This is a genomic window from Bacillus sp. NPDC057893 (genome assembly GCF_042796455.1).
GTDB lineage: Bacteria > Bacillota > Bacilli > Bacillales > Bacillaceae_G > Bacillus_A.
Genome location: NZ_JBHVNG010000001.1, coordinates 210,493 through 230,940, shown reverse-complemented (window position 1 = coordinate 230,940; position 20,448 = coordinate 210,493). Strand labels below are relative to the sequence as shown.

Sequence of the window (20,448 nt, the reverse complement as noted above, 5' to 3'; positions counted from 1 at the left end):
TTCAAACTTTATCACCTTTCATAAAATGAATCAAGGGGAATTCATAATTTTTTTCAAACAATTTCGTCGAATTCCTTTCTTTTTTTATGTAAAATAGAGGCAGGAAAATGGAGGGCTGTCTATGGAAAAGTATTTTATATACAATGAACATCTAGGAATTGCAGTGCCGAACATACAAGAAGAATGGGAAGACATCTCTGAACAAACGCAGCACGCTATTTTATTAAAATGGGAGCAAATTCGCGGGAAAATACCTGATCGTATAAAAGAGCTTGAACATTACATTAATCAAAAACAACATCGTTTAAATAACGAAGAGAATTTTGAAATTTCCTGTAGGCTTAATTCTGAAATAGCTGATTTAGCCTCTATTATTAACGACCTTTGGCTTTGGTATCGCCTCACTCAAAACGTATCTGAGGGAAAAGCACACCAATGAAAAAAGCATGCCCCTCAATTAATTTGGGTCATGCTTTTTTGTCGTAACAAGCTTTGCAATATATTTCTTGCGCCGTTTTTGCTAAACATACATCAAACGGGCCTACTAATATTCTTCTTTCTTTCGGCAACTTTACAAAAGCAACAAGCTCTTCTTCGTATTCAATCTTTTTCTGACATGAAATACATTTTAGCTCTTTTCTTTTAAACATGTCTTTCAGCATATCTTCTCTCTTCCTTTCATCTACCTATATTAATATAATCTCATAACAATTAAGACTTGTAAAAAAATGACACATTCTAAAGTGAATTATTCATATACTATGTACAAAAGGAGGTCTCAAACTTATGCAAGCTTTCATTATTATCGCTTTAACTTTTTTAAGTGTGATTAGCTGGGATGCATTTTTTAAAGATAAAAGTGACGAAGAAAATACGATTGAATAAATATTTATATTTTCTTTTTACTTATTGGACAAACTTTCTAAAGCTTGTTCAATTTTCAAAATAGCTTAGGCTTTTCTACAAAAATATTTAAACATAACAATTTTTGTAGATTCCCTCCGGTTATTGTCGGTTTCCATCCGCATACATTTTTTGAAAGTATGATATAATAATATAAATCTTGAAGGAAGGGATTTTGATATCATGATCGCTCGAAGGAGCATGTGGCATCGTATTGACGAATCATACACGTAGCGTATTTTTCAGCTCAGATACTTTAGTCTAGCGAAAAAAATACGAGAGTGGGGAAATTATGATTGCCCGAAGGATAATTTGGCAAAAAAAAGACTCTTCTTACACATAGCGTTTTGTTTAGGACTTAATTGTTACTAGCTAAACAAAACAAAGAAGAGCAGGATTGCTAAATGAAGAATTCTACTCCACGTTTTGTTTAGTCGCTTTAAGACTTAAACTAAAACGAAGGTAGGGAGAATTGATGGACGAGAGGATTATTCGTTATTTCTTCAGCGACATATAGCTTAGTTAGTTTTTTCGTAAACTAACTGAAAGCTACATGTGAGCTCGTAGTTAGTTTACAACACCAAAAGGACTACTAACTACGGAAAGAAGGAATAACGATGAGGAACATCCAAAGTCGACAAATTATTAAAGAAGTTTTTATGGTTTTAATCGGTTCATTTATTTTAGCAGCAGCGCTATATCACATTCACTTCCAAAACCACTTAACAGAAGGTGGCTTTGTAGGTATTGCACTATTTATCCAAAATTTTTATGATATTTCACCATCTATTTCAACTGTAGTAATGGATATCCCTATTATTTTACTATGCGCTTCATTTTTAGGTAGAAAAATGGTTGGCTATTCATTCTTAGGTTCACTTTCATTCGGAGTATTTTATTCCCTTATGGAAAATTATTCTCCTTTTACGGTAGATTTATCAAATAATTTATTTGTAGCTGCAGTAGTTGGCGGTGCGTTAGCTGGTATTGGACTCGGTTTTATATTGCGATTTGGCGGTGCAACCGGTGGAGACGATATTTTAACAATTATATTAAGTAAACGAACTCGGTTTACAATTGGGCAAATTTTCTTCGTCTTTGACGCGATTGTTCTTGCGCTTTCATTATATTATTTAAATTGGACAGAAATCGCTTTTACTATTCTTTCGATTGCCGTACAGGCAAAAACATTGGATTTAATTTACTATCCAAAAACAGAAAAAAAAGCAGCAAAGCAACCCGTTTCTATTCCAATTTCCAAAAAACATGCGACAAACTAAAAAGCGAAAGGCTTCGGCCTCTCGCTTTTTTTCATGCTCTCTTTTCTTTTTCTAATATGTAGCGTACTTGATAAAACTTATTTGCAAATTCAGTAACATTCCTCGTTAAGCGATAGTTCACTGTAGATCCAATTGCCATTCCAAGTACAGGAATGCCTTGGAATAATTTACGACGAAGAGCATAAATCGAAAATGTCTTCAAAATTTGTTTTAACACAACCTCAGTAGAAGCTGGCTTTAACACCTCTTCGTCTCCTTCATAAAAGAATGAATCTTCTTGCTCAAGTTCTCTCAGTAAATTGTACCATGCATATTGCTGAAGTCTCGCCGGCAATAATGCTGCATGAAATACCTTTAACGCAAGCATCATTTCATACGGCTTGTTCACATCATGCCCAAATGATGTCGCAATTAGTTGTACAGCCTTCACATTTAATGCAATCATAACCGGAAAATCAGCCGTTAATAATAATAGACCGCCAGCACCCGTTGCTCCGCCTTGTACGAATGAATATAGGCGATGACGTGCTGTTTGCTGCTCTGCTATGTATGTTAATTGATCAATAGATAACGCCTTCAAATCTTCAAGTTGCTCAATTGATTCATCAAATAATCTCGACGTTCCTAAAATACGATTACGTGCATCTAACTGTGATTGTGAACTTTGAATAAGTGCATGCAAATGAAAAAGCCATCCATCTGCTTTCGTAAAAAAGTCTTTTCGTTTTTTCTCAGGTAGTTTTGCAACTGTAGTATGCAACCACTTATCAAACATCTTTTGAAAATCGGTCGCCTCTTGCTCTACTAATTGCCCTTCCCACTCTTTTATATTTTCTAAAATGGCTTGTTCTCGCTTCGATCGCATCGCAACAACCACCTCGTTCGATTTTTTTCTATTGTATCATATTTGCAAATAGGCTTGTACATCGCGTGTTCTTTATTTACAGCCTAAGTCCAAACATCTATCCGAATATATGTTATCAATTTCTACTTAGCTACATTATAATCATCCTTATGCAAAACAAATAAGGAGCGATTATACATATGTATCCACGTGCAAAAGCTTTTGGCATTGCTATACATCAAGAGCGACTTCTCGTACAAGAATATCGTACAGGCGACGAAACATATTATCGTCCTCTTGGCGGTTCAATTGAACTTGGTGAGAAATCAGCAGATACCATTATTCGAGAATTTAAAGAAGAGCTTCATGCAGAAATAGAAGTTACCGATTATTTAGGATGCTTAGAAAATATTTTTTATTCGGGTGAGGAAATTGGTCATGAAATCATTCAACTATATTCTTTACGCTTATTAGACACATCACTATATGAAATAGAGATACTGAATATAAAAGATGAACAAACAGCCTCATATGCAAAATGGATTCCCCTCACTGCATTTATTCAAAAGGAAAAAATACTATATCCAGATCAAATTTTAAAATATATACAAAAAAAAGACGAAATCCTTTAGGATCTCGTCTTTTTCATGCATATATTAACCAATATCTCCAAGACGTAATACGTCACGAGCAATCATAACTTCTTCGTCAGTTGGAATTACGATAATTTTTACTGGAGAGTGTGGGAAGCTGATGAATGCTTCTTCACCGAATACGTTATTGCGTTTTACGTCGAAGTATACACCCATGTACTCAAGGCCTTCTAATACGCGCTCACGAATAACTGCACTGTTTTCACCTACACCAGCTGTAAAGATGATAGCGTCAACGCCTTTCATACGAGCTGTGTAAGAACCGATGTATTTATGGATACGGCTTACGAACACGTCAAGTGCTACTTTCGCACGGTGGTCGCCTTCTTCTTCTTTCGCAATGATATCACGTAGGTCACTAGAGTAACCAGTAAGACCTAACATACCACTCTTCTTGTTTAATACGCTAACTACTTCTTCTACAGTTTGGCCTGTTTTTTCCATGATGTATGGAATTAACGCAGGGTCAATGTTACCAGAACGTGTACCCATTGTTACACCAGCAAGTGGAGTGAAGCCCATAGAAGTATCGATAGACTTACCGCCTTCTACTGCTGCGATACTTGCACCGTTACCTAAGTGACAAGAAAGTAGGCTTAAGCTTTCAATTGGACGACCTAATAATTCAGCCGCACGCTCAGTCACGTATTTATGAGAAGTTCCGTGGAAACCGTATTTACGGATGCCAAATTTCTCATAGTACTCATATGGTAAGCTGTATAGGAATGCAGATTCCGGCATTGTTTGGTGGAATGCTGTATCGAATACTGCTACTGCTGGTACATTTGGTAGTACTTCTTGGAACGCTTTAATACCAACAAGGTTTGCTGGGTTGTGAAGTGGTGCTAAATCGCTTAATTCTTCGATATCAGCTAATACTTCATCATCAATTAAAACAGAATCAGCAAATTTTTCGCCGCCGTGTACAACACGGTGACCGATACCGCCAATCTCATCAAGAGATTTTACGATTCCGTTTTCAGTTAATTTCTTAAGAAGCATGTTAACTGCTACTGCATGATCTGGGATGTTTGTAATTTCTTTTTGTTTTTCGCCATTTACAGTAATTGTGAAGACACTATCTTCTAAACCGATACGTTCTACTAAACCTTTTGTTAATACTGTTTCACTTGGCATTTCAAATAATTGGAACTTTAAGGAAGAGCTTCCTGCGTTAATCGCGATGATTTTTGACATCTAGTCTTTCGCCCCTTTTTCTCTTGGTAGTTGTGTGGATCATTCCACAAACCGCTCGATTTTATCTAATTAAATTCACTCATTATGAAAACGTTTCATCATTAGTAAATTTTATACTCACGATTTTAATTTAAACATCGTCCGACATATATTTCAAGTGAAAAAATTGTAACACCAAGAAAAAAAATATATTACAGATTTCAAAAAGATTCAGTTAAATCTTGTATATATTAAAAAATATTCCATATTTTATACAACTGTACTACATTAATTACTAACCCTGTTACATATATCTGGCATTACTTATGTGTTGCAAACCACGTATTTAGTTGATCCATCATGTTCTCCATAGCCTTCATGTTGGAGAATTTAGGTAATTCTACTAATAGTGCCTGTTTCGGCATTATTACATCCTGGCCTTTCTTTTGGAGAACAAATATACTTTTTGCATTTTTCTCGTTTTTAAACATGGAAACAGGTAGCTGTAACAATCCTTGAATAAAGCATGTTTCTTTAATGAATGCATGTAGCTTTGGCGCTTGATCACTTTCAAAAATGAAGTTTGGTACTAAGAAGAATAAATACCCGCCTTCTTTCGTATGTTTCACACTTTGTTCAATAAATAAGTGATGCGCATATGACATTCCTTCATCTGCTTTTAATGTATATTCACTTGCACCGATTTCATTTGGATAGTAACCAATTGGCAAATCTGAAACAACTGCATCAACTGGATCAATATAAAGTGGTGCTAGTCCATCTTGATGGAAGAATTCGATTGCATGTTTTTGTAAATTCGCATTTACTAAAGCAAGTTTAATTAACACTTCATCCACTTCTACACCAAATCCACTCATTGCTAGTTCTTCTTTGGCGCTATTAAACACTGTAGTCATTAAGTTACCCGTTCCGATTGCAGGGTCTAAAACAGTAATTTCTTTTTGACCTTGCATAAATTTATGGAATAAGTAGCTCACGAACATTCCAACTGCATCTGGCGTCATTTCGTGATTCGCTTGTACGCCCTCTTTCATTCCCTTTAAAATGGCTAGCTGAAATGCTTTACGAATTTCTTCACCTTTATATGTTTCTTCATTAAACGTACTATATTCACGATTCAACCTTTCAATTGTTGATTCGGATAATTCTTCTTGTAAAATCGCTCCTTCAAACAAGTTATCACCTGTTTCTACAAGCGCCTCTAAATATGTTACATCTAATTCTTTACGTAAAACTACCGTAGAAGAATCAAAAATAGAAAATAATGTTTCTACTGCCTGACTCACGTACATTCCTCCTTCTCTCTTTTACACATAACTTATATCATACCATAATCTAAATTTTTCCCAAAAGAAAAAGCGACCTCTTGCAAAGAGCTCCCCTTCAAGTTGTTTATGATGTAACGTCTTTTCTCATATATTGGTTTAGTTAACAATACATGAGAAAAAACGACCTCTTCTAAAGTGAAACTTTAATGAGAGGTCGTCTTCTTTTACATTACTTCGCCAATTTTGCTGCTTCTAATGCTGCTTCATAGTTTGGATGGCTTGTACCTTCACTTACGTATTCTACGTAAACTACTTTGTCATTGCTATCTACTACGAATACTGCACGAGCAAGTAAACGAAGCTCTTTCATTACTAAGCCATAAGCTTCGCCGAATGAAAGGTCACGGTGATCAGAAAGTGTCGCAACATTTTCTAAACCGTTAGCTGCACACCAGCGTTTTTGAGCGAATGGTAAATCAACGCTAATTGTTAATACTTTCGTATTTTCAATACCTGCTGCATCTTCGTTAAAACGACGAGTTTGTGCATCACATACACCTGTGTCGATTGAAGGTACAACACTAATTAATTTCACTTCACCTTTGTATGTTTCTAAACTTACTGGAGATAAGTCATTTGCTAATACTTGAAAGTTAGGCGCTTGATCGCCAACTTTAACTTCTGTTCCAACTAAAGTCATTGGGTTACCTTTAAAGGTTACATTTGCCACTTAAAAATCCTCCCTTATTTAAACAAAATATGTACAATGTAAATGATAGTTTGTCCCTATCGATAATGCAAATAAAATCGCTTTATTTACAAAAAAATAAAGAAGCTAACCCATTGATTAGCTTCTTTACTCGTTAAATTTGAAATTCCGGATCATCTTCTTTTCGTTTATCCATCATTTCTTTCACTTTATCAACAGCTTGTGGCGCTAATTCAATTATTTTATCAATGACATGTGTTTGTTTATCTAAATGTAAAACCTTCACACCTTCTCCATTTATAACGAGAAAGGCAACAGGATTAATGGAAACCCCACCACCGCTACCTCCTCCAAACGGGTGACGGCCTGAATGCTCTACTTTGCCAAATTCACTTCCACCAGCAGCAAATCCAAAACTTACTTTCGAAACGGTAAGAATTACACTTCCATCTGCTGCTTTAATCGGGTCACCAACAATTGTATTTACATCAGTCATTTGTTTTAAATGCTGCATTGCTGTTGTCATTAAACCTTGAATTGGATGGTCCATTCTATATCCCCCCTATGCTTGAACAGATTTATCTTCCATACCAGACTTTTGTTTTCTCATAAACATGAATAGTTTTACCGCTGTTTTCACAGTACGAAATATATGAAAGGAAGCTGTTAGTTCACATCTTGATGCAAATCCCTTCCCTTGAAAAACAGGTGTAATTTCAAATTCTGGTATGTCGACAATATGCATATATTGTCCTACAACTCCAGCAGCCATTCCTTTTGTTCCCCATGCATATCCAGTGACAATTCCAGTACTAGCCGCATCGCCTGCTCCAATTTGTGAATGCCATTTCCAACTATTGATTTTCACTCGTTTGAGAAAATCTTTAACAATAGTATGAACTTCTTGAAGCTTTTTTATCAGTTCTCCAATGCTATCAAGTTGTGCCATAATTTTATTATCTATGCCGCCATCTTCCTCAGCTTTTTCGATTTTCTGCCCCGTCTTTTTTTGCTGTTTTTCAATTCTTTCCAATACATCAAACGTATATCGAATCATCCATATTTTCACTTGAAATAAACATTGCTTTTCCATTTCTGAATATAAAAACGTCACCTTAAGCGATATTTTCGATAATAGTATTAGCAAAATAAAAAGTAGAAGAATTATCATTCCAATTACGAGCCATTTCATTCGTACCATCCTTTCACTCCATACCCATTATCGACAAGTTTATTCATCATTAAACAACCTTTGATAAAATTGAATATAAAAATTTTTCTAAAAATAAAAAGGGATTTTGACATTTCATATCGAAATATACTATTTGAGCATATCATTCAGAATACACTTTGATGGTATGCAGCACTAAAACTAGAAAATTTAACTGCAGTGGAGGGATACATAATGGCAGATCGTCGCAATTTATTTTTCTTTTATGGTGATGACAAAGTAACGCTCGTTGAAAAAATGAAACCAGTATATCGTATTTTAGAGGAGAATGGATTTACCATATTAGATCATCCAAAAAATGCAAACGCTATCGTCAGCGTTGGAGATGATGGAACTTTCTTACAAGCCGTTCGTAAAACTGGCTTTAGAGAAGATTGCTTATACGCAGGTATTTCTACGAAAAATGAAATTTCTTTCTACTGCGATTTCCACATCGATCACGTTGATACAGCCCTTCAAGAAATTACAAAAAACGAAATTGAAGTGCGAAAATATCCAACGATTAAAGTAGATGTAGATCACGGTACATCTTTCCATTGTTTAAATGAATTTTCATTACGCTCCAGCATCATTAAAACAATTGTCGTAGATGTACACGTCGACAATTTACATTTTGAAACATTTAGAGGTGATGGATTAGTTATCTCCACACCAACAGGAAGTACCGCTTACAATAAATCATTACATGGTGCAGTTGTCGACCCACTTATCCCATGTTTCCAAGTAAGCGAACTAGCATCTTTAAATAACAACACATACCGTACACTCGGGTCACCGTTCCTTTTAAATCACGAGCGTACGTTAACTTTAACACTTAAACCAGATGGCAATGATTATCCTGTTATCGGAATGGATAACGAAGCACTTAGCATTAAACAAGTGGAAAAAGCCGTGGTTCGTTTAAGTGATAAACAAATTAAAACTGTTAAATTAAAAAACAATTCCTTCTGGGAAAAAGTACAGAGAACGTTTTTATAGTAATAAAATAACCCTCGAATTATGGGATTTCCATAATTCGAGGGTTATTTATTTCCCCCGATTGGTGTGGGCAGCCATCTCTTACTATGCAGTCGCCATTATTGTAAGATTTTGTCGGTAAATCGATATATTTTAAAAATCGCTGATATATTTTGAATTGCGGTCGATATATTTCAATAATCGCTGATATATTTCGAGTTACAGTCGATATATTCCGAAAATCGCTGATATATTTTCACACGTCTTTTCTATAAACAATATCCCCATCAATGACGGTCATTTCTGCCTGCACTTCTTTTATTTCTTCCGCCTCAATTTCAAAAACATTACGGTCTAATATCGTAAAATCTGCTTCATATCCTTTTGTAATTTGTCCTCGCTTTGCTTCTTTTCCAATTGCATACGCGCTTCCTGTTGTAAATAAAGAAACAGCCTCATATACCGTTAATCTTTCTTCTGGCATATAGCATACGCCATCAATAAAACTTCTACGTGTAACAGCGCTATATATACCTAAAAACGGATTCACTTGTTCAATTGGAGCATCAGATCCACCGTTGCAATGTAATCCTGCGCCGAGCAATGTCTTCCAAGCGTACGCGTAACGAAGACGATGCTTTCCTAGTTTTTCAATAACTGACGGAAAATCCGATGAAACAAAGATGGGCTGAATATCAATAATGGCTTGCAAGTTTTTCATTCTTTCAATCAACTCTTCACGAGCGAGCTGACAATGAATAATGCGGTCACGTAATCCTTCTGCTGGTGGATATAATTCAAGTGCATCAATGACATATTCAAGCGATAAATCACCGATTGTATGAATGGCAACTGGCATATGTAAATCACGTGCTTTCTTCACTAATCCTGCAAGCTCTTCACGTGAAAAAATCGCAACTCCATTCGTTTCCTGCGCATCTTCATACGGCTCACTTAATAAAGCTGTTCTTCCGCCAAAAGAGCCATCAGAAAAAATCTTCATCGCCCCAAATTCAATATAGTGCTCATTTTCATATTCTTTTCGCTCATTCGCTACTTCATGATGAACGAGCAAATGTGCTTTAAATGGCATTTCTTTTATAACGTGTGAAAACGCATTGTACGTTTTTTGAAAGCCGCCATAATAATTTAAGTCTTCCGTGTGCCCGCCAACTAATCCGTATTGCCAGCAGTCTGAAATCGCTGTTTGCAGAGCTGTTTGCAGAGCTCTTTGCAAATACACTCCATCTATTTCAGGCTGAACATGTTTAATTAGCTCTTGTCCTTGCTCATATAAAAGTCCTGTTAATTTATTTAATGAGTCACGACCAATTTTTCCGCCCTTTGGATCTTGCGTCGCTTCTGTTATGCTCGCTTCTTGCAATATGTATGAATTCACCCACGTCACGTGACGACAAACGCGCTTTAATAAAATTGGATGCTCTTTAGAAATCTCATCTAAATCACGTATATGAACATGTTTTGTATCTGTAAAATTATTTTCATTCCATCCTTCTCCGATAATCCATGTTCCTTGTGGCGCTTCTTCTACTCGCTTCTTAACAAGGGTAAGCACTTCGCTATATGATGTACAATTTGATAAATCTAGACGAAGCAACCTCTCTCCATGCCCAATAAGATGCATATGGCTATCAACGAGTCCTGGAATCATCGTTTTCCCTTGTAAATCGCACGACTTCACTTCTGAATATCGGTTTTCTAACTCTTCTTTATTCCCCACATCAACAATGATGCCATTTTCAACGTAAACAGCTTCCACTTTTTCATTTTCTTCTCGCATTGTATAAATGGTTCCACCATGCCAAATTTCTCCCATATACTCATCCCCTTTTTCCTTTAGTCTACGAAATTAGAACGTATAAAAAAAGCACCATTTCGATTAAAAATGGTGCTTTTCTAAAAATTAATTTTGTTCAGTAGGATTCGTTGTAATTTGCCATTCAATATTAAATTTATCTTTCAATTGTCCGTATGCTGGGCTCCAGAAAGTTTCTTGAAGTGGCATGATAACTTCTCCACCTTCTTGTAACTTATCAAATACCTCTTTTGCTTTTTCTGCATTACTAATTCGAATTGCAATCGTTACTTGAGATCCAATCGCATGCCCTTTACCTGGGAATGTATCAGAAATCATAAGTTCCGTATTACCAATTTTTAAATGAGCATGTGCAACACGCTCTTTCGCTTCAGCTGGAATAGGGTATTCTGGATTTTCAGGCATATCACCAAAAGTTTGCATTACTTCTACTTTCGCATCTAACGCCTCTTTATAAAGTTGTACAGCTTCTTGCCCACTACCATCTAAAACTAAGTACGGATTAATACCTAAAATCATACGGACACCTCTTTTTCAAATTTATAAAAACGAACTTGTGTTCGTTTTTATAATATCATACGTTTTACATTTCATTCAACTATTTACTTCTTCCTTTTCAAAATTATTTTGAAGGAAGCTCCATCTCTTGTTTTCTAAGCTCAATACGGCGAATTTTTCCGGAAATCGTTTTTGGTAGTTCATCTACAAATTCAATTTTCCGAGGGTATTTATATGGTGCAGTCAGTTCTTTGACGTGTTGTTGGAGCACTGGAATTAATGTTTCTTCGTTCTTTTCTATATTCTCTCTTAATACGATAAATGCCTTCACGACACTTCCGCGAATTTCATCTGGACTTGCGACAACCGCACATTCTCTTACGTATGGGTGTTTTACAAGTGCATCTTCTACTTCAAACGGCCCGATTGTATAGCCAGAGCTAATAATGATATCATCGCCGCGTCCTTCAAACCAAAAATAGCCGTCTTCATCTTTCTTCGCTTTATCACCGGTAATATAATAATCACCGCGGAATTGCATTGCTGTACGCTCATCGTCTTTATAATATTGTTTAAAGAGTGCTGGTGTTTCAATGTGAACTGCAATATCACCAACTTCTCCTACCTGCACTGGAACTCCTTCTTCATTTACGATATCAACATGGTTTCCTGGCGTTGGTTTTCCCATTGATCCTGGTCTAATATCCATCCCTTTCATTATCCCAACAAGTAATGTGTTTTCCGTTTGCCCATAACCATCTCTTACCGTAATATCGAAATGCCTTTGGAACGTTTCAATCACTTCTCTGTTTAACGGCTCACCAGCTGATACCGCGCTATGTAACGCTTCTAAATTGTACTCATTCAAGTTTTCTACCTTTGCCATTAATCTATACTCAGTCGGTGTACAACAAAGCACATTCACCTTATTATCGCCTAATAAATTTAAATACGTTTTCGGTTCAAATTTACCATGGTATACAAATCCAGTTGCACCTGAACCGAGAGTCGCTACAAACGGGCTCCAAATCCACTTTTGCCAACCTGGACTAGCCGTTGCCCATACAACATCATTTTCTTCGATTCCGAGCCAGTTCGGAGCGCTTGTACGTAAATGAGCGTATGCCCAGGCATGCGTATGAACAACTCCTTTTGGATTTCCTGTCGTCCCTGACGTATAAGATAAAAAGACCATATCTTCTTTATCTGTCTTCGCCATTTCTAACATGTCACTTTCTGTTTCTAATGCTGTTTTTAAATTTGTCCAACCATCTACTGAACGCTCGCTCAAGACGAATTTTTGAAGAGATTCCACCGCTTCTACGCCGTCAAATTGTCCAATATACGGTTCGTAACTTACGATAGCCTTTACTTCTCCGTGCCCAATACGATACTCAATATCTTTTTTACGTAACATTTCTGAGCTTGGAATAACGACAAATCCTGCTTTAATCGCAGCAATATACGTCATGTAAGCTTCAATTAAGCGCGGCATCATAATAAGGAGCTTGTCCCCTTTTTGTAAGCCACTTTTTATAAAAGCGTTTCCAATTTTATTCGCACCTTTCATTAATTCAAAATATGTAATCTCTCGTCTATTCCCTTTATCATCTTGCCAAATTAAAGCAAGCTTCTCTTTATCATTCGTATACTTCTCTATTTCCGAAACTAAATTATAAGACGGCGGCGCCAACAATTCCTCTCTCTTCATAAACATCCTCCTTTATTTCTATGCCTCTCTTATATAATAAAGAATTTTCAGTAAATTTTGAACCCTCTTCTTTTGACAATTTTTTTATATTTATGTCGAACCGTTGCATAAAATTATATCGATTTATCGATAAAGTGAAACTTTAATCAGCCCGCACCAATCGGGCCTTTACGGGCAGTTATCTCCCACCTAACTTCCTCACATTCGCCGAATTTCGAGGTGGGAGTCTTACTGCCCACAAATAGCGGGATAAATAATGACAAAAAAAGAAAGAGCGGGAGAACCCGCTCTTTCTAAGCCATCGTATATGGGATTATTTTTGGTAACCGCCTAATTGTTGCTCAGCTAGTGAAACTAGACGTTTAGTAATTTCGCCACCAACAGATCCGTTAGCGCGAGATGTTGCATCAGCTCCAAGTTGAACACCAAACTCTTGAGCGATTTCGTATTTCATTTGATCTAATGCTGCTTGAGCACCAGATACTGCTAATTTATTTGTGCTTGCCATGTTGTATCACCTCCTTGTGAGTATAGAGTGTGATAAACAACATGACTTCATGCACATTTGAATGTGGTAATTTATGGGTTTAGAAAAGTTCTTCGAATTTTTCTTCTTCGGCCACTACTTCTACTGTTTGTAATACCATTGTTTCTTTGTTCGCTACAGCCTCTTCAATTAACGGTGCGAAATCGTACTTCGCTTCAAAACGATTTGCTTTCTCACGCTTCGGTTTCGTCGATGGACTTGCTGGTGTGAATACTGTACAGCAGTCTTCATATGGACGAATTGAAATATCATACGTTCCAATTTCTTTTGCAATTTTAATAATTTCTAATTTATCCATCGTAATAAGCGGACGAATAACTGGATAGTTTGTCACTTCGTTAATCGTATGCATACTATCTAACGTTTGGCTCGCTACTTGTCCAAGACTTTCACCAGTCGTAATTGCAAGTGCATTACGCTCCTCTGCAATACGCTCTGTAATACGCATCATCATACGACGCATAACTGTCATAGAATAGCTAGATGGAATTTCTTTATTAATCGTTTTTTGCACTTCAGTAAATGGAACAAGGTGAAGTGTTACACGTTTACAGTATTTCGTTAACTCTTGTGCTAAATCGATTACTTTTTGTTTCGCGCGCTCGCTTGTGAAAGGTGGACTATGGAAATGAACTGCTTCCACAGATACGCCGCGTTTCATCGTTAAGTAAGTTGCTACTGGGCTATCGATACCACCAGAAAGAAGTACCATTACTTTTCCGCCAACGCCAACTGGTAAACCGCCAGCTCCCATGTGCTCACCACACATAATATAGCTGTAACCACTGCGAATTTCTATACGTACATTCACATCTGGATTATGAACATCTACTGTGATATCCTCTGTATTTTCTAAAATGTGCCCACCGATTTCTGGAAGTAACTCCATCGTCTTCATTGGGAAGCGCTTATCAGAACGGTGCACTGTAATTTTAAATGTTTTTACATCACCTTTTACTTGTAAGAAAGCTGCTAATGCACCTTTTTTAATATCTTCTAATTCTGATGGTACTTTCATTGCTAAGTTAAACTTATGAATACCAAATACATCTTTCAATCTTTCAGAAATTGCTTCATGGTCTTCACCATTTAACTGAATGTACATACGATCATGTGTTGCATCAATTTTAATGTTTGGGAATTTTTTTAATTTGAATTTCACATTATCTCTTAACGTACTTACAAACTTAGAACGATTCTTTCCTTTTGTCGTCATTTCTCCATAACGAACTAAAATATATTCATATGTCATCATATTTCTTTACCTCATCACTTCATATAATTTTGGCATTGTCTCTTTAACAATACCTTCAAATTGTTTTACTTCTTCCATCGTGTTGTCCGGTGCTAGACTAATGCGAATCGCACTTGTAGCTGCGGCGTGCGGTACTCCCATTGACACTAGTACTCGGCTCACTTCATTTGCTTTTGAAGAACAAGCAGACTTCGTCGATACATATACACCATGTTCTTCTAAAGCATGAACGACTACTTCTGGTTTTAAACCGACAAATGATACATTTAAAATGTGCGGTGCCGCATATTCAAGTGATGTATTAATCGTTACAGTTTCCATCTCTTTAAAGAAACGGACCAGCTCTGTTTGTAAATTTTGCAAATGAACTACCTTTTCTTTCACTTGTTCCATCGTCATACGAAGTGCTTTCACCATCGCTACAATACCAGGTAAATTTTCTGTACCTGAACGATACTTGAGCTCTTGTTGACCACCTGATAAGATTGGATCTAATCTTACACCATCACGTATGTAAAGAAGACCTGTCCCCTTTACGCTATGAAATTTATGTCCAGATATTGAACAAAGGTCAATATGAGAAGCGTATAAATCAAGTGGTACTTTTCCTATCCCTTGTACATGGTCCACGTGGAATCTTATTTTCGGATGGTTCGATAATAATGTTCCAATTTCAGCAACGGGCTGAATCGCTCCAGTCTCGTTGTTCACGTGAATAATTGACACAAGAATCGTATCTTCACGAAGCGCTCGTTTTACATCTTCTACCGATACAACACCGTGCTCGTTAACCGGTAAATATGTTACATCAAAACCGAGATCTTCTAATTGTTTATATGCCTCAAACACAGACGCGTGTTCAATATTTGTTGTAATGATATGTTTACCGCGCGAACGATTCCTCATCGCTATCCCTTTAATCGCAAGGTTATTCCCTTCCGTTCCACCTGATGTGAAAATAATTTCAGAAGGTTTAACGTGAAGGAGCTGTGCCGCAATCGTTCTCGATTGTGTTAATAGACGCTCTGCCTCTCCTCCAAGCGAGTGAATAGAAGAAGGATTACCAAAATATTTCCCTGCAACCGTTACGTACGATTGAAGAGCTTCTGGATATGGCTTCGTCGTCGCACTATTATCAAAATAGATCATCGTTCTTCCCCTTTCAGCGCTATCACATCATATAATCATATCACAAATACGTGTAATTACGCTAAGACTACTCAAAGGTTCCGTTTTTATATAAAAGTGTACATTTTCCCCCGCCATTTGCAGGCATACTGAGTGGTGAAGATTAACAATCAATGGTGGATGAAACCCCATCACTTATGGTTTCACTTTATTTTGAAACGAACAACCTTACTGTATTCCGCTATTCATTATAGCAACATCGACTTCAAAATTACACAAAAAAACAAACCCTTTATTAAAGGGTTTGCTCATTGTCTACATATTCAGCTATTTTTTGAACAACACCAGGTTCAAGTTGCTCTAATATAGAAGCCGCTTGTTCTAAAGCTGCATCGTATTGATATTCACGGAATAATTTCTCCGCATAATTTAAGCTTTCTGCAAGATTCTCATCATGACTGCGGTACCGGTTACCGTATTGAATTAGTTTTTCAACTAAATACGCCTGTCCAATTAATTCTTCCGTCATTTCAGATACACCATTCACAACTGTGTATGCTTCTTCTAAACTACTATTTACAGTATTCATATTTAACGGCTTTACTTCTAATTGCTCATATACAGCTTGTATCGCCATTTGCCCTTTTTGTAAATCTTCCATAATACTCTCTGGAAGACCTGGTAAATTCGACTTTTGCATAAAACGTTTCGTCTCAAAAATTGTATTTCGCATTTCTTGTAACTTCTCACGTGCTTCAAATTCTTCTTTGCGCATCGTTTGTAGCATTTCTTTATATTCTGCATGAAGTACTTTTAAAGTTTCACATTGCTCATAAACTTCTTCTAGTTCCTCACGAATAATAGAGAATGCAATATCTTGTTCAGCAACGCGTATTTGCAACACTTCAAAACGTTTCATTAAAATATGCATTTGCTTTTCAATTACTTTTTGTGACTCAATGTCTTTGTCCTGTAATTGATAACTTTGTTTCACAAGTTGTGTTTCTATTTTCGTTTCAATTGTTTCTGTACGAATTTCTTCTAAATCTTCATAAACAGACAGTGTTTTTTGCTCCACATAGTGTTTCGCATGCACTTCTTGTTCAAGTTGATCATAAAAACTGTCTAAATGAGTTTTTAAGTTCTCTACTTTTTCTGCTGCTTCCGTTATATAAAGCTCCTGTATATCCATTAAACATGTTTGTAGTTGTGTCGTCATATCGCGGACTTCTTTAGGAATTTCCAAATACTCTAATACATAGCCTTGTCTTATCATATCATCATGGCCTTGTAATAAATCTTCCAGCTGAACTGGTAATGTCGCTTGACACTCTACCAATAAATCTGGAATTTGATGAATAACGAGTTCTAAACTTGCTAAACCTTCTTCTAAACTAATAACAATTTCTCTCGCTTTTAAATAATCACCATTATCAGTTGCCTCTTCAAAAGTTTTGAACTTCTCGGATTCAACATCTAACATCTCTTCAATTTTTTGCTCAGCTGCTCCATACATGTGTCGATGAGCAAGAACGCTCTTTTTCATACTACGATATGTATCACGTAACCCTTCAATTTCCGAGCTGTTTTTCTCATGGCTTTCTAACAGTTGCTGTAATTCATTTAAAATGTCTGTAATACGATTATCAGCGTCATCTAAACCACTTATGGATTCTTTCATCGCATGCTTTGCTTTGCGGAAGGAGAATTGCGAGGCGAATTTTCGCGCTTGCCCTAAATCTTTTTCAGCTTTCGGAAGAGTTGTTGATACAATTTCATCCCACTCTTCACGCCATTTACCAAACAGTTCTTCTGTTTGACCTGTCATATTTAAATCTTTTACCCGCTTTAGTTCATCTGCCACAGGTTTATCTTTTATCTCTTGTTTCCACTGCTCCAGTGCTTCAATATCTTTATATGAACGATTTCTTATCACAAGCTCTATCATGAGCAGCACTAGAATAGAGCTTACTACAATGATAACGATCGTCAGGATAGAATCCATGCAAAAAAGCCTCCTAAGTTATATCTCTTTTTTTGTCCGTTCCGTTTATGAAATGGAAGGCATTATGTATAAAAAGGGAATCCCCTATATTTAACAACTAACAATGTTCTAATCATACCATGTAATGACGTGTTTTTGACCTAGTTTTTTTTAAAATTTCATGTTTCTTTAAATGTAAATGTAATCTTTCTTAATATTCCGCTTACTTAACCACCTATCCTCAAATGATTGTAATAACAGGCACTCTTTCATATGAGATGCGAAATAAATTTTGCGCACAAGTGGTGGTTCAATAGAAATCACATGTACATTTCCTTGCCTTACCGCTTGCTCTACCACCATTTCCGGAAGTAAAGTAATACCAGGGCCAGATTTTACCATTGCAAGCATCGGTTCTGCATAAGATGTTTCAACAGCTATAGTTGGTTTTACACCTATATCGTGAAACACATTCATAATCATTTTCCTTACATCGCATATTTCTGGGTATACAATTAGCTGTTCATTTTGATTACCCTTTTCGCCCTATACGGATGATCATTCGAAACAGCACAAACGATTTTTTCTTCCCGCATTTCTTTTATATACGTAGCGCCTTCTACTACTGAATAGATGAACATCGCTTCAATTTTTCGCTCTTTAAATAACTCCATTAATACTTTCGTATGCTCAATTTCCCATTCTATTTCATAATATATCCTCTAATAAGTCTTTACACTTTGATATGTAATGAGCCGCTAAACTCGGTAATATACCTACACAAATATAATTTCTGTACCGTCACTGCATACAGTTATGAGCGTTCGTTTTGAACTCTTTTATATGTCGATTGTTGCGGGGGTTATCGCTGTATTTTGCTGGAACACGGGAAATCGATATATTTCATCTATTAACGGCATATTATTTATGAATTTAGTTCCTGTACTTGCACTTATCGGTTCTATGTTTCAAGGTTATACTGTCGATAACATAGAAATTGCCGGCGCCTCATTAACAATTATTGCGCTAGTATGCAACAATTTATGGCAAAGAAAACAACATATAAAAATCCCCACCTCAGTTCGTTAGGTGGGGATTTTTCACATATGAATAGCTCTTGGCAGTTCATAATACATACTCGCTTTATATAATGTTCGTTCCATCCATTGCTCAATTTCCTTCGTATACATTTCTAAGAAAAACGTCTCAGATGGAAACGAGTGTAGCACCTCTGATATATATTGTGGATATAAAAACGGCATATTCATCATGCCCTTTAATTGCGTCATAAACATTGTAAAAGATACCTTCTTAAATTCTTGCTTCATTTGTCCTTGTTTAATGATTTGTTCTATATAATATCTTTCTCTCGAAAAATAAACGGTCATCACTTCACGAATTAATGTCGTATCAAGCGAAAGCTCTCTATAAAAAAAACGTGTCAGTTCTCTATTATCAAATTGATATCGTAAAATCCCTCGCACCATTTGCACCATCACATCTTTAGCCGATAAATATTCTCTTTGTTCAAATGACGTTTCAATTACGTGAATATAGCCTTCTAAAAAATCCGTAATAAGCTGTTCTAATAACCCTTGCTTTCCAGCAAAATAATATGAAATATTCGCTACATTCACATCCGCTCGCTTTGCAATGTCTCGCACCGATGTCCCGTCATAACCTTTCGTATTAAACAACGATATTGCCGCATCAATTACCTTTTGTTTCGTCTGCTTCATGCGCTCACTTCCTCTCAATGAACAGCTATAGTTTAAATTTCTTGACTTTTAAGACAAATTCCTTTAATTTTCTATCGACAAAGTCATGTGAAATACATCGTATTTTGCTACCATTTTACATATCTCGATAAAAAGGGAGTTGTTTCCATGTTTACAAAAGAAAGTTATGCAGGATCTCGTGAAAAGCAATATGAGACAGTAATTAAACAACTGGATGCATTATTAACTGGCGAACCGAACGTAGTCGCAAACTTATCAAATGCGTCCGCACTATTAAATCAATTTTTAGATCGCGTTAATTGGGTTGGCTTTTATGTAACAGAAGGAAATCAGCTTGTTCTTGGACCATTCCAAGGAATGCCAGCTTGCGTGCGTATTCCGTTCGGACGCGGTGTTTGCGGCGTTGCAGCTGAAACAAAAACAACGCAACTTGTAGCGGACGTGCACCAATTCCCAGGACATATCGCTTGCGATAGTGCCTCTAATTCTGAAATCGTTGTACCGATTATGAAAGAAGGAAATATCATTGGTGTACTCGATATTGATAGTCCTGAAAAAAATCGTTTTGATGAAGTAGATCAGCATTATTTAGAAAAGTTTGTGGAAACACTCCTAAAACATATTTAAAAAAAGAAAAGAGTGAGTTATCGATTAAGTACGTAACGTACGAAACCGATAGCTCACTCTTTTTTATCCCGCTATTTGTG

20 protein-coding genes and 2 pseudogenes are annotated in these 20,448 nt (G+C 36.4%); 6 read left to right on the top strand and 16 right to left on the bottom strand.

What is annotated here, in order from left to right; all coding sequences use genetic code 11:
* Nucleotides 1-121: 121 nt before the first annotated feature.
* Nucleotides 122-439, top strand: a complete 318-nt coding sequence (locus tag ACFVQC_RS01375) for a radical SAM protein (RefSeq protein WP_219920511.1) — start codon at nt 122-124, stop codon at nt 437-439.
* Between the two features lie 28 nt (nt 440-467).
* Here the strand turns inward: ACFVQC_RS01375 and ACFVQC_RS01370 are convergent, their stop codons facing one another.
* Nucleotides 468-662 (bottom strand): hypothetical protein, encoded by a 195-nt coding sequence (locus tag ACFVQC_RS01370; RefSeq protein WP_377892536.1) that lies wholly within the window; start codon nt 660-662, stop codon nt 468-470.
* A gap of 858 nt (nt 663-1,520) precedes the next feature.
* Here ACFVQC_RS01370 and ACFVQC_RS01365 point away from each other — a divergent pair.
* Nucleotides 1,521-2,183: a YitT family protein gene (locus ACFVQC_RS01365; protein WP_002015542.1), complete on the top strand. Its 663-nt coding sequence runs from the start codon at nt 1,521-1,523 to the stop codon at nt 2,181-2,183.
* Nucleotides 2,184-2,214: 31 nt separating this feature from the next.
* On the opposite strand, the gene ACFVQC_RS01360 is transcribed toward ACFVQC_RS01365, so the two are convergent.
* The gene (locus ACFVQC_RS01360; RefSeq protein ID WP_002112252.1) at nt 2,215-3,048 is read right to left on the bottom strand and encodes an EcsC family protein; all 834 of its coding nucleotides are present in this window, start codon (nt 3,046-3,048) and stop codon (nt 2,215-2,217) included.
* Nucleotides 3,049-3,227: 179 nt separating this feature from the next.
* On the opposite strand from ACFVQC_RS01360, the gene ACFVQC_RS01355 reads away from it, so the two are divergent.
* Complete coding sequence (locus ACFVQC_RS01355; RefSeq protein WP_377892539.1) at nt 3,228-3,659, top strand: NUDIX hydrolase; 432 nt, start codon at nt 3,228-3,230, stop codon at nt 3,657-3,659.
* Between the two features lie 24 nt (nt 3,660-3,683).
* Here the strand turns inward: ACFVQC_RS01355 and ackA are convergent, their stop codons facing one another.
* The 5 genes from ackA to ACFVQC_RS01330 all read right to left on the bottom strand — a co-directional run bounded on the left by ackA (nt 3,684) and on the right by ACFVQC_RS01330 (nt 8,055).
* Nucleotides 3,684-4,877, bottom strand: a complete 1,194-nt coding sequence (ackA, locus tag ACFVQC_RS01350) for an acetate kinase (RefSeq protein ID WP_377892541.1) — start codon at nt 4,875-4,877, stop codon at nt 3,684-3,686.
* A 299-nt stretch (nt 4,878-5,176) separates the two neighbouring features.
* Nucleotides 5,177-6,163: a class I SAM-dependent methyltransferase gene (locus ACFVQC_RS01345; protein ID WP_340826228.1), complete on the bottom strand. Its 987-nt coding sequence runs from the start codon at nt 6,161-6,163 to the stop codon at nt 5,177-5,179.
* Nucleotides 6,164-6,374: 211 nt separating this feature from the next.
* On the bottom strand, nt 6,375-6,875 hold the full coding sequence (gene tpx, locus ACFVQC_RS01340) for a thiol peroxidase (RefSeq protein ID WP_002145386.1): 501 nt from the start codon (nt 6,873-6,875) through the stop codon (nt 6,375-6,377).
* Nucleotides 6,876-7,008: 133 nt separating this feature from the next.
* Nucleotides 7,009-7,404, bottom strand: coding sequence for a GerW family sporulation protein (gene ytfJ, locus ACFVQC_RS01335; RefSeq protein ID WP_000350005.1), 396 nt, complete (start codon nt 7,402-7,404; stop codon nt 7,009-7,011).
* A 12-nt stretch (nt 7,405-7,416) separates the two neighbouring features.
* A complete protein-coding gene (locus ACFVQC_RS01330) occupies nt 7,417-8,055 on the bottom strand; it encodes a DUF2953 domain-containing protein (protein WP_377892543.1) in 639 nt (212 codons plus the stop codon).
* 204 nt (nt 8,056-8,259) lie between these two features.
* Between ACFVQC_RS01330 and ACFVQC_RS01325 the strand changes: the two genes are divergently transcribed.
* The gene (locus ACFVQC_RS01325; RefSeq protein ID WP_377897261.1) at nt 8,260-9,063 is read left to right on the top strand and encodes an NAD kinase; all 804 of its coding nucleotides are present in this window, start codon (nt 8,260-8,262) and stop codon (nt 9,061-9,063) included.
* A gap of 235 nt (nt 9,064-9,298) precedes the next feature.
* Here ACFVQC_RS01325 and ACFVQC_RS01320 read toward each other — a convergent pair whose 3' ends face one another.
* The 8 genes and pseudogenes from ACFVQC_RS01320 to ACFVQC_RS01285 all read right to left on the bottom strand — a co-directional run.
* A complete protein-coding gene (locus ACFVQC_RS01320) occupies nt 9,299-10,879 on the bottom strand; it encodes an amidohydrolase (RefSeq protein ID WP_377897260.1) in 1,581 nt (526 codons plus the stop codon).
* A gap of 87 nt (nt 10,880-10,966) precedes the next feature.
* Nucleotides 10,967-11,398, bottom strand: coding sequence for a VOC family protein (locus ACFVQC_RS01315; protein WP_002145380.1), 432 nt, complete (start codon nt 11,396-11,398; stop codon nt 10,967-10,969).
* A 103-nt stretch (nt 11,399-11,501) separates the two neighbouring features.
* Nucleotides 11,502-13,088, bottom strand: coding sequence for an acyl-CoA synthetase MbcS (gene mbcS, locus ACFVQC_RS01310; protein WP_377897258.1), 1,587 nt, complete (start codon nt 13,086-13,088; stop codon nt 11,502-11,504).
* Between the two features lie 313 nt (nt 13,089-13,401).
* A complete protein-coding gene (locus tag ACFVQC_RS01305) occupies nt 13,402-13,596 on the bottom strand; it encodes an alpha/beta-type small acid-soluble spore protein (protein ID WP_000168891.1) in 195 nt (64 codons plus the stop codon).
* A 79-nt stretch (nt 13,597-13,675) separates the two neighbouring features.
* Nucleotides 13,676-14,890: a tRNA uracil 4-sulfurtransferase ThiI gene (gene thiI / locus ACFVQC_RS01300; protein WP_377897257.1), complete on the bottom strand. Its 1,215-nt coding sequence runs from the start codon at nt 14,888-14,890 to the stop codon at nt 13,676-13,678.
* Nucleotides 14,891-14,896: 6 nt separating this feature from the next.
* Entirely contained in the window at nt 14,897-16,039 is a 1,143-nt protein-coding gene (locus tag ACFVQC_RS01295) for a cysteine desulfurase family protein (RefSeq protein WP_002160227.1), read from the bottom strand.
* Nucleotides 16,040-16,313: 274 nt separating this feature from the next.
* Nucleotides 16,314-18,023: a septation ring formation regulator EzrA gene (ezrA, locus tag ACFVQC_RS01290; protein WP_002145377.1), complete on the bottom strand. Its 1,710-nt coding sequence runs from the start codon at nt 18,021-18,023 to the stop codon at nt 16,314-16,316.
* A gap of 168 nt (nt 18,024-18,191) precedes the next feature.
* Nucleotides 18,192-18,788, bottom strand: a pseudogene (locus ACFVQC_RS01285) (LysR family transcriptional regulator substrate-binding protein); the annotation flags it as partial.
* Between ACFVQC_RS01285 and ACFVQC_RS01280 the strand changes: the two are divergent.
* Nucleotides 18,777-19,091 (top strand): annotated as a pseudogene (locus ACFVQC_RS01280) (EamA family transporter); the annotation flags it as partial. The pseudogenes ACFVQC_RS01285 and ACFVQC_RS01280 overlap by 12 nt on opposite strands.
* An 11-nt stretch (nt 19,092-19,102) precedes the next feature.
* Here the strand turns inward: ACFVQC_RS01280 and refZ are convergent.
* Nucleotides 19,103-19,741 (bottom strand): forespore capture DNA-binding protein RefZ, encoded by a 639-nt coding sequence (gene refZ, locus ACFVQC_RS01275; RefSeq protein ID WP_002145375.1) that lies wholly within the window; start codon nt 19,739-19,741, stop codon nt 19,103-19,105.
* A 147-nt stretch (nt 19,742-19,888) separates the two neighbouring features.
* On the opposite strand from refZ, the gene ACFVQC_RS01270 reads away from it, so the two are divergent.
* The gene (locus tag ACFVQC_RS01270) at nt 19,889-20,368 is read left to right on the top strand and encodes a GAF domain-containing protein (RefSeq protein WP_002067564.1); all 480 of its coding nucleotides are present in this window, start codon (nt 19,889-19,891) and stop codon (nt 20,366-20,368) included.
* Nucleotides 20,369-20,448: the final 80 nt, after the last annotated feature.

What these genes read in the sequence shown, in the direction of transcription:
- ACFVQC_RS01375 (WP_219920511.1), top strand. Translation starts at nt 122, where the DNA reads ATGGAAAAGTATTTTATATACAATGAACATCTAGGAATTGCAGTGCCG.
- ACFVQC_RS01370 (WP_377892536.1), bottom strand. Translation starts at nt 662, where the DNA reads ATGCTGAAAGACATGTTTAAAAGAAAAGAGCTAAAATGTATTTCATGT.
- ACFVQC_RS01365 (WP_002015542.1), top strand. Translation starts at nt 1,521, where the DNA reads ATGAGGAACATCCAAAGTCGACAAATTATTAAAGAAGTTTTTATGGTT.
- ACFVQC_RS01360 (WP_002112252.1), bottom strand. Translation starts at nt 3,048, where the DNA reads ATGCGATCGAAGCGAGAACAAGCCATTTTAGAAAATATAAAAGAGTGG.
- ACFVQC_RS01355 (WP_377892539.1), top strand. Translation starts at nt 3,228, where the DNA reads ATGTATCCACGTGCAAAAGCTTTTGGCATTGCTATACATCAAGAGCGA.
- ackA (WP_377892541.1), bottom strand. Translation starts at nt 4,877, where the DNA reads ATGTCAAAAATCATCGCGATTAACGCAGGAAGCTCTTCCTTAAAGTTC.
- ytfJ (WP_000350005.1), bottom strand. Translation starts at nt 7,404, where the DNA reads ATGGACCATCCAATTCAAGGTTTAATGACAACAGCAATGCAGCATTTA.
- ACFVQC_RS01330 (WP_377892543.1), bottom strand. Translation starts at nt 8,055, where the DNA reads ATGGTACGAATGAAATGGCTCGTAATTGGAATGATAATTCTTCTACTT.
- ACFVQC_RS01325 (WP_377897261.1), top strand. Translation starts at nt 8,260, where the DNA reads ATGGCAGATCGTCGCAATTTATTTTTCTTTTATGGTGATGACAAAGTA.
- ACFVQC_RS01320 (WP_377897260.1), bottom strand. Translation starts at nt 10,879, where the DNA reads ATGGGAGAAATTTGGCATGGTGGAACCATTTATACAATGCGAGAAGAA.
- ACFVQC_RS01315 (WP_002145380.1), bottom strand. Translation starts at nt 11,398, where the DNA reads ATGATTTTAGGTATTAATCCGTACTTAGTTTTAGATGGTAGTGGGCAA.
- mbcS (WP_377897258.1), bottom strand. Translation starts at nt 13,088, where the DNA reads ATGAAGAGAGAGGAATTGTTGGCGCCGCCGTCTTATAATTTAGTTTCG.
- ACFVQC_RS01305 (WP_000168891.1), bottom strand. Translation starts at nt 13,596, where the DNA reads ATGGCAAGCACAAATAAATTAGCAGTATCTGGTGCTCAAGCAGCATTA.
- thiI (WP_377897257.1), bottom strand. Translation starts at nt 14,890, where the DNA reads ATGATGACATATGAATATATTTTAGTTCGTTATGGAGAAATGACGACA.
- ACFVQC_RS01295 (WP_002160227.1), bottom strand. Translation starts at nt 16,039, where the DNA reads ATGATCTATTTTGATAATAGTGCGACGACGAAGCCATATCCAGAAGCT.
- ezrA (WP_002145377.1), bottom strand. Translation starts at nt 18,023, where the DNA reads ATGGATTCTATCCTGACGATCGTTATCATTGTAGTAAGCTCTATTCTA.
- refZ (WP_002145375.1), bottom strand. Translation starts at nt 19,741, where the DNA reads ATGAAGCAGACGAAACAAAAGGTAATTGATGCGGCAATATCGTTGTTT.
- ACFVQC_RS01270 (WP_002067564.1), top strand. Translation starts at nt 19,889, where the DNA reads ATGTTTACAAAAGAAAGTTATGCAGGATCTCGTGAAAAGCAATATGAG.